At 36.6% G+C, this 20,628-nt stretch carries 17 protein-coding genes and 2 tRNA genes; 6 read left to right on the top strand and 13 right to left on the bottom strand.

What is annotated here, in order from left to right:
- Nucleotides 1–115: 115 nt before the first annotated feature.
- From Q4493_RS07970 to pspA, 5 genes are all read right to left on the bottom strand, one after another.
- A complete protein-coding gene (locus Q4493_RS07970) occupies nucleotides 116–1,138 on the bottom strand; it encodes a YcjF family protein (protein WP_303451296.1) in 1,023 nt (340 codons plus the stop codon).
- Nucleotides 1,135–2,565 carry a YcjX family protein gene (locus Q4493_RS07965; RefSeq protein WP_303451292.1) on the bottom strand — a complete coding sequence of 477 codons (1,431 nt, stop codon included), beginning with the start codon at nucleotides 2,563–2,565 and terminating at the stop codon, nucleotides 1,135–1,137. Before Q4493_RS07965 ends, Q4493_RS07970 begins: the two co-directional genes overlap by 4 nt.
- Before the next feature lie 435 nt (nucleotides 2,566–3,000).
- On the bottom strand, nucleotides 3,001–3,447 hold the full coding sequence (pspC, locus tag Q4493_RS07955) for an envelope stress response membrane protein PspC (RefSeq protein WP_303451544.1): 447 nt from the start codon (nucleotides 3,445–3,447) through the stop codon (nucleotides 3,001–3,003).
- 2 nt (nucleotides 3,448–3,449) lie between these two features.
- Nucleotides 3,450–3,677: an envelope stress response membrane protein PspB gene (gene pspB, locus Q4493_RS07950; RefSeq protein ID WP_303451290.1), complete on the bottom strand. Its 228-nt coding sequence runs from the start codon at nucleotides 3,675–3,677 to the stop codon at nucleotides 3,450–3,452.
- 49 nt (nucleotides 3,678–3,726) lie between these two features.
- Entirely contained in the window at nucleotides 3,727–4,398 is a 672-nt protein-coding gene (gene pspA / locus Q4493_RS07945) for a phage shock protein PspA (RefSeq protein WP_303451289.1), read from the bottom strand.
- Between the two features lie 189 nt (nucleotides 4,399–4,587).
- Here pspA and pspF point away from each other — a divergent pair, with 189 nt between their 5' ends.
- Genes pspF through Q4493_RS07915 form a run of 6 tightly spaced genes read left to right on the top strand, consistent with a single transcriptional unit; the run spans nucleotide 4,588 to nucleotide 11,004 of the window.
- Entirely contained in the window at nucleotides 4,588–5,682 is a 1,095-nt protein-coding gene (gene pspF, locus Q4493_RS07940) for a phage shock protein operon transcriptional activator (RefSeq protein WP_303451287.1), read from the top strand.
- Nucleotides 5,683–5,692: 10 nt separating this feature from the next.
- On the top strand, nucleotides 5,693–7,318 hold the full coding sequence (locus Q4493_RS07935; RefSeq protein WP_303451284.1) for an ABC transporter substrate-binding protein: 1,626 nt from the start codon (nucleotides 5,693–5,695) through the stop codon (nucleotides 7,316–7,318).
- A 1-nt stretch (nucleotide 7,319) separates the two neighbouring features.
- Nucleotides 7,320–8,351, top strand: a complete 1,032-nt coding sequence (locus tag Q4493_RS07930; protein ID WP_303451282.1) for an ABC transporter permease subunit — start codon at nucleotides 7,320–7,322, stop codon at nucleotides 8,349–8,351.
- A complete protein-coding gene (locus tag Q4493_RS07925; protein WP_303451279.1) occupies nucleotides 8,338–9,231 on the top strand; it encodes an ABC transporter permease subunit in 894 nt (297 codons plus the stop codon). The genes Q4493_RS07930 and Q4493_RS07925 overlap by 14 nt, the downstream gene beginning before the upstream one ends.
- Entirely contained in the window at nucleotides 9,231–10,220 is a 990-nt protein-coding gene (locus tag Q4493_RS07920) for an oligopeptide/dipeptide ABC transporter ATP-binding protein (RefSeq protein ID WP_303451277.1), read from the top strand. The genes Q4493_RS07925 and Q4493_RS07920 overlap by 1 nt, the downstream gene beginning before the upstream one ends.
- 1 nt (nucleotide 10,221) lies before the next feature.
- Entirely contained in the window at nucleotides 10,222–11,004 is a 783-nt protein-coding gene (locus Q4493_RS07915) for an ATP-binding cassette domain-containing protein (protein WP_303451273.1), read from the top strand.
- Nucleotides 11,005–11,187: 183 nt separating this feature from the next.
- Here Q4493_RS07915 and Q4493_RS07910 read toward each other — a convergent pair whose 3' ends face one another.
- The 8 genes from Q4493_RS07910 to Q4493_RS07875 form a co-directional block, all read right to left on the bottom strand.
- On the bottom strand, nucleotides 11,188–13,095 hold the full coding sequence (locus tag Q4493_RS07910) for a SurA N-terminal domain-containing protein (protein WP_303451271.1): 1,908 nt from the start codon (nucleotides 13,093–13,095) through the stop codon (nucleotides 11,188–11,190).
- A 205-nt stretch (nucleotides 13,096–13,300) separates the two neighbouring features.
- The gene (gene hupB, locus Q4493_RS07905; protein WP_184424172.1) at nucleotides 13,301–13,573 is read right to left on the bottom strand and encodes a nucleoid-associated protein HU-beta; all 273 of its coding nucleotides are present in this window, start codon (nucleotides 13,571–13,573) and stop codon (nucleotides 13,301–13,303) included.
- Between the two features lie 289 nt (nucleotides 13,574–13,862).
- Complete coding sequence (gene lon, locus Q4493_RS07900) at nucleotides 13,863–16,220, bottom strand: endopeptidase La (RefSeq protein ID WP_303451266.1); 2,358 nt, start codon at nucleotides 16,218–16,220, stop codon at nucleotides 13,863–13,865.
- Nucleotides 16,221–16,365: 145 nt separating this feature from the next.
- Nucleotides 16,366–17,646, bottom strand: a complete 1,281-nt coding sequence (gene clpX, locus Q4493_RS07895) for an ATP-dependent protease ATP-binding subunit ClpX (RefSeq protein WP_303451264.1) — start codon at nucleotides 17,644–17,646, stop codon at nucleotides 16,366–16,368.
- Between the two features lie 91 nt (nucleotides 17,647–17,737).
- Nucleotides 17,738–18,337, bottom strand: a complete 600-nt coding sequence (clpP, locus tag Q4493_RS07890) for an ATP-dependent Clp endopeptidase proteolytic subunit ClpP (RefSeq protein ID WP_303451542.1) — start codon at nucleotides 18,335–18,337, stop codon at nucleotides 17,738–17,740.
- Between the two features lie 127 nt (nucleotides 18,338–18,464).
- Nucleotides 18,465–19,772: a trigger factor gene (tig, locus tag Q4493_RS07885; protein WP_303451262.1), complete on the bottom strand. Its 1,308-nt coding sequence runs from the start codon at nucleotides 19,770–19,772 to the stop codon at nucleotides 18,465–18,467.
- 588 nt (nucleotides 19,773–20,360) lie between these two features.
- Nucleotides 20,361–20,437, bottom strand: a tRNA-Pro gene (locus Q4493_RS07880).
- A 34-nt stretch (nucleotides 20,438–20,471) separates the two neighbouring features.
- Nucleotides 20,472–20,547, bottom strand: a tRNA-His gene (locus Q4493_RS07875).
- Nucleotides 20,548–20,628: the final 81 nt, after the last annotated feature.

Below are 20,628 nucleotides of genomic sequence, written 5' to 3'. Positions count from 1 at the left end.
TTTTGTATTGTTTCTGTTACATTCGTTTTTACATTTAAATTATTTCAGCTTATTTTTCATGCTGTTAACAATTTATCACTCACTTACTTTGCAAGTAATTACACAGGTAAAATCCTTACTTATTATCTTTTTTGGTCAACGATTTAATTTGACTGATTAATTGCTTTCGAACATCTTTGAGTTTTGGAGCATCCTCTTCAAAAGGAATAGGACGACATAAATGCATTGTTTTCAGTCCAAGTCTTGCTGTTAACATACCCGCACCTAAACCTTGTGCAAGTCTTGCAGAAAGTTTGCCTAATAAATCAGCACCAATGAGATCCGTACCAACATCGGCAATAAGCTCGGTTGCCCCAGCATACACCATATTAATAAAAACCTGTTTGAGTAACTTAATACGTGACCAATACGAAAGTTTTAAACCATATAAATTAGCAATTTCATCAATCATTTTTAAATTTCGCCAAAGCATCAGTAACATATCGACAATAGCAATAGGACTTAATGCCACTAAAACCACTGACTCGGTTGAATACTTACAAGTTTTATCTAATGCTTTTTTATCAACAGAACTTAACACTTGTCTTGAATATAAACGTAACTGTTCTGCATCAGTCAAATCAGCATCAATATTTTCTTGCCACTGTTGTTCTTGCTGCACAAGGAGGTCACAAGGTAAATTTTCTGATATTTTTTGACACAATTGTTGACCATTTTGATGCTCATCACTTAATAAACTTTCTTTAACTGATTTTTGCAATTTTTCTCGACGTTTAAATTGACGTAAACCTCGATATTCTTTAATGACTGTCCCACCAGTAATTAATGAGATAATCGTTAAAAGCGCCGCGTATAAGCTTGCAATAAATGGTTCTTGTGAAAAACCTAGCATAAAAAATTCAACGGCTTCAAAAACCACTAAAATCATTAAGATGAAAAATGCTATTCGCCATAGCCACCTAGGTTTAGATTTTTCAATAACTTCGTCTGCTAAAGCTTCATGCGACTCAACAATTTCTATTTCATCAGATTCCAAGATAACTTGTTGACTTGGATAAGGTAAATTCTTTTTATCTTCCTCTGTTTTTGTTTCATCAAATAATATTTGCTGTTGATATTTTTCTTTTTCTTCATTCATTTTATTTTATCTCCGAGCAAAAATTCCAACACTTGATCCATACGTAAATGCGGTAATGCTTGATTTTCAGCCACCACTTCTAATGGAGCAAACGATATATAATTAAAGGGTTTATTTTGCCAAAATTCTTGAGGTGGAATTTTATTAGGTACGGTTCCAGGAAAAAGCGTCATTAGCTTGTCATCCCCAACTTTTCGTCCTTGAATCACAGGTATTTTTTCACCTTGATGTTCTCCGAATCCTGACTTTGTCGATTTTACAGAGGCAATTGCTAACGTTGCCATTGGTATTTCATCAAAACTCAGTTGATGTTGTGATTGATGCACTAATTGGTTAAGTAAGGCCGTTAAGTGCTCGTGCTGCTCAGGAGTAACATGATCTGCTTTGGTTGCAGCAAATAACAGTTTATCTATTTTTGGCGAAAATAATCGGGTAAATATGCCAGATTTCCCATAGTTAAAACTTTCCATAATTAAGTTCAACGCATGTTGCAAATCTTTAAAGCTTTCTGGCCCTGAATTTAATGATGTTAGGCAATCCGCTAAAATAATTTGTCGATCAAAATTAACAAAATGTTCTTTATAGAATGTTTTTACGACTCTTTCTTTATATTCAAGATATCGAGCTCTAAGCATACCAATTAAAGAGCTGTCATCTGCATTTTGGTATTGATTTATATCGATATTTTTAAAGTTCGTATAAGGGAAAAACTGCAATATCGGCGCATTTTCAAGATCGCCCGGTAAAATAAAGCGTCCAGGTTGAATGACAGATAAACCAAGTTGATGACGAAAATGAAGTAATAACTCTGTGTATTCTGCAGATAATTCAGCAAGCTTATCTTCATCGACAGCTTCAAAAGGATCTAATTGTTGTATTTTATCTATAAAAGGTTGTGCTTTATCACGTCTAACGGTTTCCGTTAATAATAAATGAGTAGCATCACTCCATTCTTCAAACGTCTGGTTTAACAAAGGTAAATCTAATAACCACTCTCCAGGGTAATCGGTAATATCAACATATAACGTCACAGAGTCTGTGGCGTATTTTAATAGTGAATCTTCTGGTTGATAACGAATTGCAAGTCTTAATTCGCTGATGCCATGAGTTGGTTCAGGCCAAGTAGGAGGCGCTTGAGTAAAAGCAGACAATGATTTTTCATAGGCAAATCGTGTAACATGTAACGATTTTTGCGGCACTCTTTTCGCGGCGATAAAACGCCCTTGATGGATAACATTAAAAAAATCTAACTTTGATTGGCTATTTTCATTCACTAATTGATTAACAAATGACGTAATAAAGGCCGTTTTACCACTTCGACTTAATCCCGTAACCGCAAGATTAATATGTTTATCAAAAGTACGATTGACCAGTTGATTGGCTTTTTGTTTAAAAACATTGAGTGTTTCATTATTAATAAATGCCATAAAAGATCATGCTCACCTATGTTTAGAATTATTATTAAATCAGCGTTATTATTGATTTCGTTGAGATTAGGGGTTGTTGATCTTTCGAGATTGTTTTTACAGCATTTTGTTGAGTATTTATACAAGGCAGAGCCTTTGTAATAGGGTTTTTCCACATAAAAAGGCGATAAAGACTTTATGCTCCTGCAAAGTCACCTTACCCCACATCCTTGTGGGGCAACGCCGTAAAAAAGACCAACAAACGCTGTCCGAAGGATTCGGCTAAAATTTAACCGCGAAAGATCAACAGCCCCTAAGCTATTACAAATATAATAACGACTTATTGATTGATTTCACAGTGTTTCGAAGCGAAATAATTAAGAAATAAATCTTTGATCTATATACAATAAAAAAGCGGCTAAAGCCGCTTAATTGATGTGTAATTACACGGTGTGTTTACAAGTTATTTATTTCTCTAGAAACGGTGAATTCGGGAGAAGTCACATAACGTTCTATTTGTCGAAGCTCTCGTTCCAACGTGTTAAATTTCCTTCTAATATCATGAAACGCTTGTTTTGGTGGCTCACCTGCTTGCCAAATACGTGATTTCACTTTAATAGATTCTGATGCAAAATCCTTTTCCGACGCAGATGTCGCATTAGTAACAGCTTGTTTAATTTTATCTTTTACTGGTGATGCTGTTACTTTGCTATTCTTTTTATCTAAGATAAACCATGCAGCAATGTAAATAACAACAAACCAGCCCATACCAAGTAACACGCCTGATACCACTAAAATACGAACTAACCACGTTTCCCAGCCAAAGTATTCGGCTAAACCGGCACATACACCAGCTATTTTACCTTGGCTTGGGTTTCTATATAACTCACCTCGGCCTTTAATGGTCATACTTTGTTCCTCCAATCTGGCGTTTCAGCATCAAGGATAGCTTCCAATGTTTTGATTCTATCAGTCATTTTATCGGCTAATTCTGAAAGCTCAGATAATTGAATATACTCTTCTTCACTGAACCCTTGGCTAATTTGTCGCTTACTTCGATAATGAAGCACCAGCCATATAGGTGCGACAACTAACATAAAAATAATGACTGGGGCTACGATAATCTCTTCCACGATACTTCTCCTTACTTATTACAGCTCTTCGATGAATTTAGTTAATGACTTATTTAGATTTTTTATCTTTATTCATTTTAGCTTTTAATTGTGCTAATTCATCATCAATATTTTCATCATTTTCCAGTTCTGCAATTTCATCAGCAAGTGATTTACTGCCCATGTCATACGCTTCAACTTGTGCTTCGATATCGTCAATTTTACGTTCGTAACTGTCGAAACGACTTAACGCATCATTCACTCGTTCACTATCGATATTCTTTTTCACTTTTAAGCGAGAGCTCGCGGTTTTTTCACGCATTATTATCGCTTTTTGACGAGCTTTCGCATCAGCAAGTTTTTCTTGAAGTTGCGAGATTTCGCCTTGTAACTTTGTAATGTGCTCATCAACATGAGCAAGTTCATCCACTAAAGATGCGGCACTTTCTGTACACTTTTTCTTTTCTAGTAACGCTGCTCGGGCAAGATCATCTCGTCCTTTACTTAAAGCTAACTCAGCTTTTTCTTGCCATTGCTCAGCGTCTTTTTCAAAACGTTGCGCTTGTCTTGAAAGTTCTTTTTTATCCGCTAAGGTTTTTGCCGATGATGAACGCACTTCAACTAAGGTATCTTCCATTTCCTGAATGATTAAGCGCACCATTTTTGCAGGATCTTCTGCTTTATCTAATAAACTATTGATATTAGAATTGATAATATCTGTAAATCTTGAAAAAACACCCATAACTACTTCCTCATTCAAATAAAATTTTTTAACTCTGCTGAAATACTATTCAGGATTTAAGCCACTTTTAATTTAATAGCTAATGCCTTGTTTTAACTAATTTTATTATATTTTTAAAAAAGGCTTTCATCCTTGCAATTAATAAAATACACTATTTGTTAGCCAAATAAACCAATAATTAGGTCAACAATGTCTCGCTTTAGTCAACAAGATAACCTCATTGGTCAGTCAAACAATTTTTTAGAAGTACTTGAGCAAATATCTCAAATTGCTCCACTGAGTAAACCGGTATTAATTATTGGTGAACGCGGTACAGGTAAAGAGCTAGTAGCAGCACGCTTACACTACTTATCTAAACGTTGGGATCAAAACTATTTAAAACTCAATTGTGCCGCTTTAAATGAAAACTTACTAGAAAGTGAGCTCTTTGGTTATGAGAGTGGTGCATTTACGGGTGCGAATAAACGTCATGAAGGCCGTTTTGAGCGAGCAGATAAAGGTACGTTATTTCTCGATGAAATAGCGAATACTTCCGGCCTGATCCAAGAAAAATTATTACGGGTTGTTGAATATGGCGAATTTGAACGTGTTGGTGGTTCACGTACTATTAAAACAAATGCTCGTTTAATAGCGGCAACCAATGAAGATTTACCTTCTATGGCTGATGCGGGTGAATTTAGAGCAGATCTACTCGATAGACTTGCATTTGACGTAATCACTTTACCACCACTAAGAGAACGGATTGAAGATATTATGGTGCTCGCAGAAAGCTTTGCGATTAACATGGCACGTGAACTTGAATTTGAGTTATTTAGTGGTTTCACCGAAAAAGCCAAAAGAGCCATGCTTGATTATGATTGGCCTGGTAATATTCGTGAATTAAAAAATGTCGTCGAACGTAGTGTTTATCGCTGTAACAATCCTCATCTACCTGTTCACGATTTAGTCATTGATCCCTTTGAATCTCCTTATCGCCCATCAAAACGGATAAAAACGCAAGATAGAGTTGTTAGTCAACCTACAGTTGCAGCTGCAACTACACCTGAAACAGTTAGTGAACCTGTAGAAAAAATGACGACAACCTTAAAACAAAGTTTTGAATTTCCGTTATCTCTTAAGTCACTCTCTCAAGATTATGAAGTTGAATTGATAAAATCAGCCTTAGAAAGTTGTCAATATAATCAAAAGAAAACAGCCGATGCTTTAGAATTAACCTATCATCAATTAAGAGGGTATTTGAAAAAATATAATTTACTTGAAAGTAGTGCAAACGAAGAAGGGTAAGGATATTACTGTGGCGAGTTACTTTTCAAAGCAATTGCAAAGCCTGCTATTTTTTACCATGTCTTGGTGCTTATTTGCCTGTAACTCTGAAAACAAAGCTTCATTAAGTGCCAATAGTATTATCTATTGTAGTGAAGGCGCGCCTGAAACTTTTAATCCACAGCTGGTTACTTCTGGCGTTACTATCGATGCAACCTCTAAACAGTTATACAATCAACTCATTACTTTTAATGCCAAAAACAATAGTATCTCCCCTTCTCTAGCAAAATCTTGGCATGTTACACGTGACAACAAAAAAATCACCTTTTATTTAAGAAAAAATGTCAACTTTCATCAAACCGATTACTTCATGCCAACTAGACCGCTAAACGCTGATGATGTCTTATTTAGTTTTAATAGAATACTCGATGAAGAACATATTTATCATCAAGTATCAGGGGGGAGATATCCTTTTTTTCAAAGTGTTGGCTTTTCTGACCTTATTCAGTCTGTAGAACGCATCAATGATTACACGATCAGATTTACCCTAAATAGAGCTGATAGCTCTTTTTTAGCAAATTTAGCGACTGATTTCGCAATAATTTTATCGAAAGAATATGCAGAGCAGTTGATTAAACAAGATCAAATGGAAAACATAGATTTTCAACCCATAGGGACAGGCCCTTTTAAATTGAAAGAGTATAGAGGTGGTTCCTTTATTCGCTACAACCCTCATGAACAGTATTGGGGCAGTAACACTACGTTAAAACAACTCGTATTTGATATAACTCCTAGCAATACTGGCCGACTCACTAAATTACTCGCCGGCGAGTGTGACATTGTGGCCTATCCGATTGCTCATGAAAAAATCACTCAAAACCCGAAATTGGCTCTAAATGATGTCACCGCATTTAACATTGGCTATTTAGGTTTTAATACCGCGAAATACCCTTTTGATAATAAACTTGTCAGGCAAGCTGTAGGACATGCAATTGACAGACAAGCGATTTTAGAAACGGTATATTTTGGCGATGCGAAAGCTGAAGCGGCGACTTCTCTATTACCTCCATCTTCTTGGGCTTACGATAGCAATATTCCAGTGATAGATTATTCTATTGTTAAAGCAAAAGAATTATTACTAGAAGCAGGTTTACCCGATGGTTTTTCAATAGATTTATGGGCTATGCCCGTGCAACGTGCCTATAATCCAGACGCCGTTACTATGGCAAAACTCATTCAAGCAGATCTACAAAAAATAGGTATACAAGTTAATATCATCAGTTTTAACTGGCAAGAATTTTTAAGACGAGTCGCATTAGGGGAACATCATGCGGTTCTACTTGGTTGGTCAGCTGATCATCCAGATCCCGATAATTTTTTCAAACCATTATTAAGTTGCGCGTCAGCGGAAACAGGCAATAACAGAACGCTTTGGTGTAATGAAAAATATGACGATATTATCCACCGCGCCTTACTGACAACCGATATAAAAGAACGTAAACAGCTTTATTTCCAAGCATTAAACATTGTCGCAGAAGAGCTCCCATTACTGCCTATTGCTCATTCAAAACGATTCCAAGCAAGATCCACAAAAATTAAAGGACCATTATTAAATGCTTTTGGTGGTATCGACTTTAATGGAGTGAGTAAAAACTAATATGTTGATTTTTACGCTTCGACGACTTAATTTATTTTTATTTACTATGCTGATATTAAGCATTTTATCTTTCAGTTTAAGCTTTTTATTTCCTGGCGAACAAATCATAAATATTTCAGGGCAAATAAATGCCACGCCTGAAGGAATTGAATTAGTTGCTTTAGAATATGGCAAACATGAATCTCTTATTACGCAATATTGGATCTATTTAAATCAATTATTTGAAGGTAATTGGGGTGTTTCAATGACCAGTCAATTACCAATATATGGGGAAATTTTAAATCATTTACCCGCCACGATTGAATTAACCATGACGGCCCTGTTCATTGCAATGGTTACCGGGATACCTATCGGATTTATCGCCGCGATAAACCATAGAAAAAAGGCGGATGATTTTATTTTATCTTTTGCCATGATTGGATATTCAATCCCTATTTTTTGGCTTGGATTACTTACCATTCTTATTTTTTCAATCCAATTAGGCTGGTTACCTTCTGCTGGTCAAATAAGTTTGCTGTACGAAATTAAACAAGTAACAGGCATTCAGTTTATAGACATATTATTAAGTGATAGTCCTTATAAATGGCAGGCATTTCAAAATGCCAGTAGTCATATTATTTTACCTTCTTGTGTTGTCGCTTTAGCACCTGCCACCATATTTATACGGTTAGCCAGAACCTCTATGCTCAATGTATTAGATACCCATTACATAAAAGCAGCTATGGCAAAAGGCTTAACATTTCAACAAATTATTTATCGCCATGCGATTAGAAATGCTTTAGTGAATGTTATTAGAGACGTTGGTTTACAATTTGCTAATTTAGTAACATTAGCCATGGTGACAGAAGTGATCTTTAGTTGGCCTGGTATTGGCCGTTGGTTAATTGAAAGTATTTATCAGCGCGATTACACTGCAATCCAAGGTGGGCTGTTAGCGTTGTCTTGTTTTATATTTCTCGTTCATATATTGACTGATTTTATTTATGCAACGTTAAACCCTCTTGCCCGGGAGACACATCGTGGCCCGCAATAATATTTATCAAGAAGAAGAGTTCCCTTCTCCATTAATGCAACTATGGTTTCATTTTCGTCAATCGCCTGTAGTGAAAATAGGTTTTGGTTGTTTTCTATTTTTATGCTTTTTGGCGATTTTTTCATCGCTTATTTCCCCCTATTCTCCTGTTGAAAATCACCTAGATAGCTTGCTTCTACCTCCAGCATGGGATGACAATGGCGACGTCAGTTACTTACTCGGCACTGATAATCTAGGGCGCGATATGTTATCTCGCCTTATACACGGTACATCATTAACTTTCGGTTTAAGCTTTATTGTAGTGCTAATTTCATTAGTGATAGGCGTCGTTATAGGTTCTTTATCGGCGTTGACTAAAGGGGTTAAATCTAGTTTTTTGAATCACTTTTTAGACGTGATTTTATCGATTCCGTCCTTATTATTAGCTATTGTTATCGTCGCAATTTTAGGACCTGGATTAAATAACACCCTGTGGGCAATAGTAATGGTTTTAATTCCACAGTTTATTCATATCACCCGAAATGCCGTAGCAGAAGAGTTTAATAAAGATTACGTCTTAGCCTCGCGCCTCGATGGTGCAAATTCAATCAGAATTTTACATTACTCAATTTTCCCAAACATTATTGAAAAACTAATTAGTCAGGCTACTTTAGCTCAATCAGCGGCAATATTAGACATTGCCACGTTAGGCTTTTTAGGATTAGGCGCACCTATTCCTATGCCTGAATGGGGGGCGATGTTAGCAAATGGGATTGATTTATTTTATATCGCACCTTGGACCGTTTACCTACCTGGTTTAGCTATTTTATTTTCAGTGGTTGCTGCTAATTTAGTTGGCGAAGGTATGAGACACGCACTCAAAGCCCGTAAGGAAAGTTAATGAATATACTCGACATTCGTAACTTATCTATAAAACTGTTGACTTCAACTACTCCCATATTAGCTGTTGATCGCGTGAGTTTAGCGATGAAAGAAGGCGAAGTTCGAGGGTTAGTCGGCGAATCTGGCTCAGGTAAATCGTTATTAGCCCAAGCGATTGTTGGTGTTTTAGACGATAAATGGCAAGTAGATGCCGACCGATTTCATTGGCGTGGTATTGATTTAATGCGCTTATCGGTCGATGAAAGAAAAAAGGTTATTTCAAAAGATGTTGCCATGATATTTCAAGAGCCCATGGCCTGTTTAGATCCTACCACCACAATTGGTGCTCAGCTTGAAGAAGCGGTTGATGATGAACAACTAACGGGTTATTTCTGGCAGAGAAAACAACAACGTAAACTAGCAGCTGCTAATCTATTACATAAAGTTGGTATTAAACATCACGAAGTATGCACCAAAAGTTACCCCCATCAATTAACAGAAGCATTATGTCAACGCGTCATGATTGCCATGGCCTTAGCGAAAAGACCAATACTATTGATTGCTGATGAACCAACAGCAGCGATGGAGAGCACGAATCAAAACCAAATATTTCGACTTCTCGCGAGTTTAAATCAACTTAAAAACATGTCAATTTTGTTGATCAGTCATGATTTAGAAAACGTAACCCATTGGACAAATACTATTACGGTTATGTACTCAGGACAATTCGTCGAAGCAGGTACAACACAACATATTTTCAATAAACCCTATCACCCTTACACTCGTGCTTTAGTCGACAGTAGTCCAAAAGCGAATATGCAAATTCCGATGAAATCAAGATTAATGACCTTGCCTGGAAGTATACCTATTTTACAACATTTACCTATTGGTTGCCGATTAGGACCAAGGTGTCCAAAGGCACAAAAAGCCTGTGTTCAAGCACCTAAAGTTAAGAATTATCATGGTCACCAAGTCAGTTGCCATTACTCGTTAAAGGGAAGTTATTAACATGACTTCATTATTACAAGTCAGTAATTTAAGTAAATCATATAAACTCAATGGCTTTTGGTTCAACCGAAAATCAATACCTGCACTTGAACCTTTATCTTTTGATATACAAGCCTATAAAACATTAGCGATTGTCGGTGAAACGGCTTCAGGCAAGTCGACCTTAGCTAAATTACTCGTAGGGGCTGAAAAACCGACGACGGGCAACATCAAGCTGAATGGGCAGATGCTACAGCATGGTAATTTTAAACAACGTTGTCAGCATATTAGAATGATATTCCAAGACTCTGGCACTACGTTAAACCCTAGTTTAACCATTCAACAATTACTTGATGAACCTTTACGGTTAAATACCGATTTAACTGAACTTGAACGTAATAAGTTAATTCAAGAAACATTACAAAAAGTGGGTCTTCTAGGTGAGCATATGAGTTTCTATCCTCATATGTTTTCAGGCGGGCAAAAACAACGAATTTCTCTTGCCCGAGCGATTATCTTAAAGCCTCAAGTTATTATTTTAGATGAAGCACTTGCAGCTTTAGATCCCTCTTTACGATCGCAAATGATTAACCTATTACTCGATCTTCAACAACAAATGGGCTTAGCCTATATTTTGATTTCTCATAATTTAGGTATTGTTAGACATTTCAGTGATAAAATGATGGTGCTGTGTAAGGGGCGCGTATTGGAAGTGGGTGATACCCAACAATTATTAAAGAATCCTCAACATAAATACACTAAAAAGCTTATTATGAATCAGCATTTCAAGCTTCCTAACAACTAATCCTCCAGCTTCTATTGTAAAACTTAATAGAAAACTGCCCTTTTGGGTTATCAGCTTAATTTAACCTCGCAAGATCAACCCGCCCTAATCGTCTAACTCTATGAAATCATTTAAAAATTAAGAAAAACAACAAACAAAAAAGGCACCAAAAGGTGCCTTTAATAATCAATCAAGTAACGCCAATTAGTACTGACTTGTTGTATCAACAACACTACGCTGCGTTATTTTTGCTTCGTCTCGTAAAGCTTCAACATAACTTTGATAGCCTGATTGCGCTAATTGCTGAGTATATTGTTCAGCAAAATTTGCTTGTGAGCTACTTTCACCAGCTTTAACCGCTTGAACTTCAACAATTGCCAAGTCGCCGTTTGATAAATTGACTGTTGTTGCTGAAATAGCCCCCTCAGCTGGGTGTGGTAATTTAAACACTTCTCGAGTAATACTTGCATCCACATCGCTACCGAATCGCGCAACATCAGCTTTAACAATAAAACTAGCACCATGAGCCGTTAACTGTTCTGAAATATCGCTACCCGCTTTAAATGACGTTAATAACTCATCTGCAATTGTTTGCGCTTTTTCACTCGCTTTTTGAGCAATTAATATGGTTTTTATTTCTTCTGAAACTTCAGCTAATGGCTTAACTTGTGCTGCTTGATATTCATTTAATCTCAACACAACGGCTAAACTGTCAGTTACTTCAATAATATCAGAATTTAATTGCTCTTGAATGATCATGTCTGAAAATGCGGCATCAATTAGTTTAGCATTATCAAATGGCGCTGCATTACCAAAACGAGATAACCATGCTGAAGTAGAAACTTCAACGCCGGTTGCACTTGCTGCGTCTTCTAAGCTATCTGGAATTTCAAAACTTAATTGTGCAGCCGTTTGTTGTAATTCAAAAAATCTATCTTGAGCTTTTTGCTTACTTACTGCTTCAGTAACTTCATCTTTAATATCCGCTAATGCTTGTATTTCTTCCGCTTGATAATCAGTTAATTTAATTAAATGTAAACCAGCATCAGATTTAACAACATTGCTAACTTCACCGACTTGATTCAAAGCTACAACGGCTGTATCAAACTCATCACCAAAAATTCCCGCTTCAAACCAGTCTAAATCACCGCCATTTTCACCACTAAAAGTATCGGCAGATAATTCTTGAGCTATTTGAGCAAAGTCATCGCCATTCGCAAGCTTGTCTTGAATTGATTTGATTTGTGCTTCAGCTGCAGATTCATCATCTGAGATTTCTATTAAAATATGCGAAATTCTACGTTGCACTTCTTTACGGTAGTTAGCCATATTTTCTTGATAATAAGTGCTGATATCTTCGTCAGAAACATTGATAGTTTGAGCAATATCATTCACATCAATCGCAATGTAATCTACTTTTACTTTTTCTTGATTCTCAAAACGTGTTTGATTAGCAAGATAATAATCATTAATGTCTTTATCAGAAATTTCGATACCTTGCTCAAACTGTTTAGCAGAAATGCTCGCAAAGCGAATATCACGCTTTTGGCTTTGCAACGCCGTTAATTGAGCTTCTTGATAAGGTAAACTAAATTCACTAGCAACTAAGCCTTGTGTTAGTTGGCGACGCGTCATTTCAACACGTAAATAATCACGAAAATCTGAAGATTGATAAAACCCAGCTTGATTGATTAATGCTAAGTAACGGTTATTATCAAAAACCCCTTCTACTTGAAATTCAGGCATTTCGAGAATTGTTTTTTTAATTCGATCATCAGAAACGCGAATTGACATGTTTGCTGAAGCTTGATCAACTAAGGTTTGGTTAATCAGGCTATCAACCACACTTTTACGAAAGTTGGCCATATAGTTTGCATCGCTTGATAAAGTTTCAAACATATCGCCATACTGTTGTGCCATTCTGTTGCGTTGATTTTGGTAAGCTTTTTCAAAATCAGCTTGCGTGATTTTTTCACCATTCACTTCAGCAACTGATGTATCTACGCTATTTGTATAACTACCTATACCAGCAAGTGCGAATGTTAAAATCACTAAACCAAGTATAATTTTTGCCGCTAACCCCTGAGAGTTTTCTCTTATCTTTTCTAACATCTTTTTCTCTTTACACTAGGTGTGTTTAACGAAAGTATTTTTTATTGCGCGCGATCTTATCAGATGTGCTGCCGACCTTGAAGTAACAGATTACAATAATCGTAAAAAACTCGTTATTTTAATTATCGACAACAAGTAAAATTTTAATTTTCAAATAAAAAGACCACCCGAAGGTGGTCTTAAAAATACTTAAAAGCAACTGTGATTAGTTACATGCATCTTTTAAAGCTTTACCAGCTTTGAATGATGGTATTTTAGCAGCAGCAATCTGGATAGTTGCACCAGTTTGTGGATTACGACCAGTGCGTGCTGCACGGTCACGTACTGAAAAAGTACCAAAACCAACTAAAGCAACTTGCTCGCCACTTTTTAACTCTTCTGTAACCGCTTCAATAAATGAATCTAATGCACGACCAGCCGCAGCTTTAGAAATGTCAGCACCCGCAGCAATTTTCTCGATTAATTGAGATTTATTCACAGTGTATTCCCCTTCAATTGTTATTATTCAGCGCTATCTTCTGTTTTTAGCGTCCTGCAGAAACTTTTATATCAAGCTTCTTTTTGAACATCAAGCACTGAGTTAAAGAAATTTAAAAACAGACAATTTTTTTTATCTTAACTAGACCCCTTATCTACATTGGGGTCTAGGGCTTTAAGCTTCATTAACTTACCATAGTTTCAGCGTTTGAAAAGCCCTAATTGCATTTTTTTATCATTTTTTTCATTTTTTTTGTGTTTTTAAACAAAAAAACAGCGAATTTCAGTAGTTAATCGGCCAATTTAAATTTTTCCACTGGATTTTCAAGAGCGATTTCCAAGACCTCTTCAATCCATTTTACCGGATAAATTGCTAAATCAGCTTTCACATTATCAGGAATTTCTTTTAAATCACGTTCATTATCTTTTGGAATAACAACTGTTTTGATACCACCACGATGTGCCGCCAGTAATTTTTCTTTTAATCCGCCTATCGGTAATACCTCACCACGTAATGTTATTTCTCCTGTCATTGCTACATCCGCTTTAACTGGATTACCTGTTAAGCTTGAAACGAGCGCGGTACACATGCCAATACCTGCACTTGGACCGTCTTTTGGTGTTGCACCTTCAGGAACGTGAACATGAATATCACGTTTTTCATAGAAATCATCATTAATGCGTAATGCCTCTGTTCGACTTCTCACAACCGTCATAGCCGCTTGAATAGACTCTTGCATAACATCACCTAGTGAACCTGTGTAAGAAAGCTTACCTTTACCCGGCACTGAAGCAGTTTCTATCGTTAAAAGCTCGCCACCTACTGAGGTCCATGCTAAACCGGTCACTAAACCTACTCTATTTTCATCATCCGCTTTACCGTAATCAAAACGTTGCACACCAAGATATTCAGATAAATTATCTTGATTAATAGTAATTTTTTTCAATGACTTATCAAGTAATATTGCCTTAACCGCTTTACGGCATAATTTTGAAACCTCACGCTCTAAGCTACGAACACCAGCTTCTCGTGTGTAGTATCGAATAATGCCAATAATGGCACTGTCTTCAATCTCAATTTCTTTGGCTTTTAAGCCATTACGTTCAATTTGCTTAGTCAGTAAATGACGCTTAGCAATATTAAGTTTTTCGTCCTCGGTATAACCCGATAAGCGAATCACTTCCATTCGATCTAATAATGGACCAGGTATATCCATGCTATTTGAAGTGGCGACAAACATCACATCTGATAAGTCATAATCCACTTCCAAGTAATGGTCGTTAAAACTGCTGTTTTGCTCAGGATCTAACACCTCAAGCAAAGCTGAAGCCGGATCACCACGCATATCAGAGGCCATTTTATCAATTTCATCCAATAAAAATAATGGGTTTTTCACGCCAGCTTTCGCGATTTTTTGAATTAACTTGCCTGGTAGTGAGCCAATATATGTACGGCGATGCCCTCTGATTTCAGCTTCATCTCTAACACCACCCAATGCCATACGTACATATTTACGGCCAGTAGATTTAGCAATTGATTGCCCTAAAGAGGTTTTACCCACACCTGGAGGCCCCACTAAACAAAGTATTGGTCCTTTTAATTGTGAAACGCGTTGTTGTACGGCCAAATATTCTAGAATACGTTCTTTGACTTTTTCTAAACCGTAATGATCTGTTTCTAACACTTCTTCAGCAAGTTTTAAATTACGCTTTAATTTACTACGCTTCTTCCAAGGAACACTTATCATCCAGTCAATATACGAGCGGACGACCGTTGCTTCGGCTGACATGGGTGACATCATTTTTAATTTTTTTAATTCGGCTAAGGTTTTTTCTTTCGCCTCTTTTGGCATTTGAGCTTCATCAATTTGCTTCTCAATTTGCTCAGCTTCATTAGCGCCTTCCTCATCGTCGCCTAGCTCTTTTTGAATGGCCTTCATTTGCTCATTCAAATAATACTCACGTTGGCTTTTTTCCATTTGCTTTTTAACGCGAGTACGAATTTTTTTCTCAACTTGTAATAAGTCGATTTCACCTTCCATTAATGCCATTAAATGTTCTAAACGTTCAGCAACATTTTTTATTTCTAAAACTTTTTGCTTCTCAGCCAATTTTAATGGCATATGAGCAGCCATGGTATCTGCAAGCTGTTCAGGATCTTCAATACCAGATAACGAGGTTAATACTTCTGGTGGAATTTTTTTATTGAGTTTAACGTAACCTTCAAACTGTGAAATGGCTGAGCGAACTAAGATTTCTATATGCTCAACATCAGCAGTTTCAAGTGCTAAATAATCGATCGCGGCAGTAAAATATTCTTCGGTTTCAATAAAAGCAGTGATTTCAGCACGACGTACCCCTTCTACCAATACTTTCACGGTACCGTCAGGAAGTTTTAACATTTGCAAAATAGTGGCGACAGTACCAGTTCGATATACATCGTCGTCGGTAGGATCATCAATAGCAGCATCTTTTTGCGCCACTAAAAAGACTTGTTTATCACTTTCCATCGCTATATCTAAACAGCGAATAGATTTCTCTCGTCCAACAAACAATGGGATCACCATTTGTGGATAAACAACCACATCACGCAAAGCTAAAACAGGAATTTCAGCAACTTGGGTTACTTCAGCTAATTCTTCAGACATAGGTACTCTCTTGGAAATCGATAGGAGATAATTATAATGATGTTAAAATCTATATGGGGATAATAGATTATCTTTCAACAAATGAATAAAAAAAAGAGCCAATCTGGCTCTTTTTATTGTTTAACTCGTAATTTAAGACAAGTGTTTAGCTATCTGAGGCTGCTTTATCTTGCGGTGTTTCGTAGATAATAATTGGTTTTGATTCACCTTTTATTACCGTTTCATCGATCACAACTTTAGCGGCATTATCCATCGAAGGTAGCTCATACATAGTATCAAGTAGAACACCTTCAACAATTGAACGTAAACCACGTGCCCCAGTTTTTCTTACCATGGCTTTATTGGCAATAGCATGTAACGCATCTTTTCTAAATTCTAATTCAACATCTTCCATATCAAATAACGCAGTAAACTGTTTAGTCAGCGCATTTTTAGGTTCTTGTAAAATTTGGATCAGAGCGTCTTCATCTAACTCCGTTAATGTTGCTACTACCGGTAAACGACCAATGAACTCAGGAATTAAACCATATTTCACTAAATCTTCAGGTTCAACATCTTGGAAACGCTCAGTTAATGTTTTACCTTGATCAGACGATTTAACTTCAGCGCCAAAACCAATACCTGTACCTACATCGCAACGTTGTTGTACTACTTTATCTAGGCCTGCGAATGCACCGCCACAAATAAATAAAATCTTTGATGTATCAACTTGCAAAAACTCTTGTTGTGGATGCTTACGACCACCTTGAGGAGGCACAGAAGCAATCGTTCCTTCAATAAGTTTTAATAATGCTTGTTGAACACCTTCACCTGATACATCACGTGTAATAGACGGGTTGTCCGATTTACGAGAAATTTTATCAATTTCATCTATATATACGATACCACGTTGCGCTTTCTCAACATCGTAATCACATTTTTGTAAAAGTTTTTGAATAATGTTTTCAACATCTTCACCAACGTAACCGGCTTCGGTTAACGTGGTAGCATCAGCCATAGTAAATGGCACATCAAGCAATCTTGCTAAGGTTTCCGCTAATAAGGTTTTACCGCTACCTGTTGGTCCTATTAGTAAGATATTACTTTTACTTAATTCGATACCATTGTGAGAGTCACCATTACGCAGACGCTTATAATGGTTATACACTGCAACCGCTAACACTTTCTTCGCGTGATCTTGGCCAATCACGTAATCATCTAAACTGGTTCTGATTTCCACAGGCGTTGGAAGACTTTCTTTTTCTTCCTTTGGTGAAATCTCTTTGATCTCTTCTCTGATAATATCGTTACAAAGTTCAACACACTCGTCACAAACAAATACAGACGGACCTGCAATAAGTTTGCGTACTTCATGTTGGCTTTTGCCACAAAAAGAGCAATACAATAACTTTCCGTTATCACCGTCACCTTTTTTAATATCGGTCATACGGTACCTCTAATCTTAAATTCTAAACACTAATACTGTTAAGTATTTCATAAATTTCACAGATAACAATGTGAAGTAATTATTTTCTTAATTACTTATCAAGTCTCTGTTCTAATATGGAGTCAACTAATCCATATTCAACGGCACTTTCTGCACTTAAGAAGTTATCACGATCAGTATCTTCTGAAACTTTTTTAAGTGACTGCCCGGTGTGTTCAGCCATTAATTTATTCATTTTTTCTTTGATATAAAGAATTTCTTTAGCATGAATTTCAAAGTCAGATGCTTGCCCTTGAAAGCCGCCTAAAGGTTGATGAATCATCACTCGTGCATTTGGTAAACAATAACGTTTCCCTTTTTCACCACCTGATAATAAGAACGCGCCCATACTTGCCGCTTGGCCGATACAGACCGTACTAACATTCGGACGGATAAATTTCATCGTATCATAAATAGCCATACCCGCCGTTACTGAACCACCCGGCGAATTAATATATAAATAAATATCTTTTTCTGGGCTTTCTGATTCTAAAAACAGTAACTGAGCAACAATTAAGTTGGCCATATGGTCTTCTACCTGACCACATAAGAAAATTACACGTTCTTTTAAAAGGCGAGAATATATATCATAAGAACGTTCACCTTTCGCTGTTTGTTCAACAACCATAGGGACTAATGCGCTTTCAGTGATACTTGTTAGATCTTGAGAATTATTTTGAGAAGTAAACAACTATTTTTCCTTAATATAAAAAAATGGCTCATATGTTTCCATATAAGCCATTTAAGCGATTGCTTAAGCTATTGTCAATGAAAATAGCTTATTTACCTTCAGGATTCATTACATCTTGAAAGCTAGACTTTTTATCTTTCACTTTTGCAGAAGCAATTAATACCTCAACAGCTTGCTCTTCTAAAGCAACGTTTTGCATTTGTTGATTCATTTCTTTATTAGTTTTGTAATACTCAATAACTTCTTGAGGATCTTCATAAGCAGATGCTGCTGATTCAATCAACTCATTTACTTTAGCTTCATCAACTTTTAAGTCATTGGTTTTGATAACTTCACCAAGTAATAAACCAACTTTTACACGACGCTTAGCTTGCTCTTCAAACATATCAGCAGGAAGTTCAGGCATGTTCTTAGGATCCATTTGACCCACAAAACGTTGCATTGCTTGTTGACGTAACACATCTACTTCTTGAGCAACTAATGCACTAGGTAATTCAAGGTCATTCGCTTCAAGTAAACCTTCAATCACTTGCTCTTTTACTTTAGCTTTAACGGCTTGATTTAATTCACGTGTCATGTTTTTCTTCACTTCTTCACGAAGTGCTTCAACACCACCTTCTTCAACACCAAATAACTTAGCGAAATCTTCATCAACTTTAGGTAATACAGGACCTTCAGTTTTATTTACTTTAATATCAAATTCAGCTTCTTTTCCTTTAAGATTCTCAGCATGGTAATCTTCAGGGAAAGTCACTGTGATAGTTTTTTCTTCGCCAACTTTCATGCCAATGATGTCTTTTTCAAAACCTGGGATCATACGATTTGAACCAAGTTCTAATTCGAAACCTTCAGCTTTACCGCCTTCAAATTCTTCACCGTCAACACGACCTAAGAAATCGATAGTTAATTTATCGCCTTTCTTAGTTTTACGTTTGTTTTCTTTCCACGTTTGGTGCTGCTTTTGTAAAGTTACAAACATTTCATCTAAATCTTTGTCAGTTACTTCAACCGCTGGACGTTCAACTTTAATTTTTTCAACATCTTTTACTTCTACTTCAGGGTAGATTTCAAAGGTTGCTTCAAATTCTAAATCTTTACCATCTTCATTGCTTTTAGCAACAAATTGAGGACGACCGGCAGGATTAATTTTTTCTGCAATGATAGCTTCAACAAAATTACGTTGCATGACTTCACCAGCAATTTCCTGACGAACAGATGCGCCGTAACGCTTTTGAATAACTGACGGTGGAACTTTACCAGGGCGGAAACCATTGATACGTTGCGTTTTAGCGATTTGACGAAGACGGTTTTTCACTTCAACATCAATTTTATCTGCTGGAACAGAAATAGTTAATTTACGTTCCAAACCTTGTGTAGTCTCAACTGAAACTTGCATTTACTTACCTCAATACTTAGCGCTTTGTTACGCTTTCAATAACGCATCTATCTATAGTGAACAATTAACGATACATTAATTGCCCGCAATCCTTTAGCTAAAAAGCTTTAGAACCCGCTTTCTAATTAAAGATGCGAATAAAAGATGTTCAGATTAAAAAATAATGACGCAAAATTATAGCGATGGTTTTAACAAGAGTCGAGGGGGGAATGCAATTAATTTTCAGAAACCAGGTAAAAATATCGATATATCAATAAAAAGATTGAAAAAATAAGGTGTTTTTCTTTTAACTGGCTCTTTATAAAGTATTCACATTGGTAGTGAAATGCATGGCATTTAACAAAAGAGTATCAGATTTTCGTATAAAGACATTTTTTAACTTGCTAAATCTTGTGAGGCTGAGATAAATAATAAAAAATTGTCGGTGATGCAAGATGACTCCGTACGTCCTGTACTTCGCCCTACGGGTCGCTTCGCGAGCAAAATTGTTCCAGACAATTTTGTTGACTTGCTTCGCAAGCTCTCATCATCACTTGAATATTTAGTTTTTTAGAGAATATTACTTTGTTGAGGTATATATTAAAGAAGTGGTCGGTGATGCAAGATTCGAACTTGCGACCCCTTGGACCCAAACCAAGTGCGCTACCAAGCTGCGCTAATCACCGATATATTCTATTTTTCATCAAGGTAGAAGAAAAATGGGGTGGCTAATGGGACTTGAACCCACGACAACCGGAATCACAATCCGGGGCTCTACCAACTGAGCTATAGCCACCATAATTTCTTTGGCACGCCTGTGTTATATGGCACGCCCTAAAGGATTCGAACCTTTGACCCACGCCTTAGAAGGGCGTTG

It is taken from the genome of Colwellia sp. 1_MG-2023 (genome assembly GCF_030546755.1).
In the GTDB taxonomy this organism is placed as follows: Bacteria; Pseudomonadota; Gammaproteobacteria; order Enterobacterales; family Alteromonadaceae; genus Thalassotalea_H.
Note: the sequence above shows the minus strand (reverse complement) of the source record. Positions and strands in the feature narration are given on the sequence as shown.

Excerpts from the sequence above, each read along its gene's own strand:
- Q4493_RS07970 (WP_303451296.1), bottom strand. The coding sequence starts at position 1,138 with ATGAATGAAGAAAAAGAAAAATATCAACAGCAAATATTATTTGATGAA.
- Q4493_RS07965 (WP_303451292.1), bottom strand. The coding sequence starts at position 2,565 with ATGGCATTTATTAATAATGAAACACTCAATGTTTTTAAACAAAAAGCC.
- pspA (WP_303451289.1), bottom strand. The coding sequence starts at position 4,398 with ATGGGTGTTTTTTCAAGATTTACAGATATTATCAATTCTAATATCAAT.
- pspF (WP_303451287.1), top strand. The coding sequence starts at position 4,588 with ATGTCTCGCTTTAGTCAACAAGATAACCTCATTGGTCAGTCAAACAAT.
- Q4493_RS07930 (WP_303451282.1), top strand. The coding sequence starts at position 7,320 with ATGTTGATTTTTACGCTTCGACGACTTAATTTATTTTTATTTACTATG.
- Q4493_RS07920 (WP_303451277.1), top strand. The coding sequence starts at position 9,231 with ATGAATATACTCGACATTCGTAACTTATCTATAAAACTGTTGACTTCA.
- Q4493_RS07915 (WP_303451273.1), top strand. The coding sequence starts at position 10,222 with ATGACTTCATTATTACAAGTCAGTAATTTAAGTAAATCATATAAACTC.
- Q4493_RS07910 (WP_303451271.1), bottom strand. The coding sequence starts at position 13,095 with ATGTTAGAAAAGATAAGAGAAAACTCTCAGGGGTTAGCGGCAAAAATT.
- lon (WP_303451266.1), bottom strand. The coding sequence starts at position 16,220 with ATGTCTGAAGAATTAGCTGAAGTAACCCAAGTTGCTGAAATTCCTGTT.
- clpX (WP_303451264.1), bottom strand. The coding sequence starts at position 17,646 with ATGACCGATATTAAAAAAGGTGACGGTGATAACGGAAAGTTATTGTAT.
- tig (WP_303451262.1), bottom strand. The coding sequence starts at position 19,772 with ATGCAAGTTTCAGTTGAGACTACACAAGGTTTGGAACGTAAATTAACT.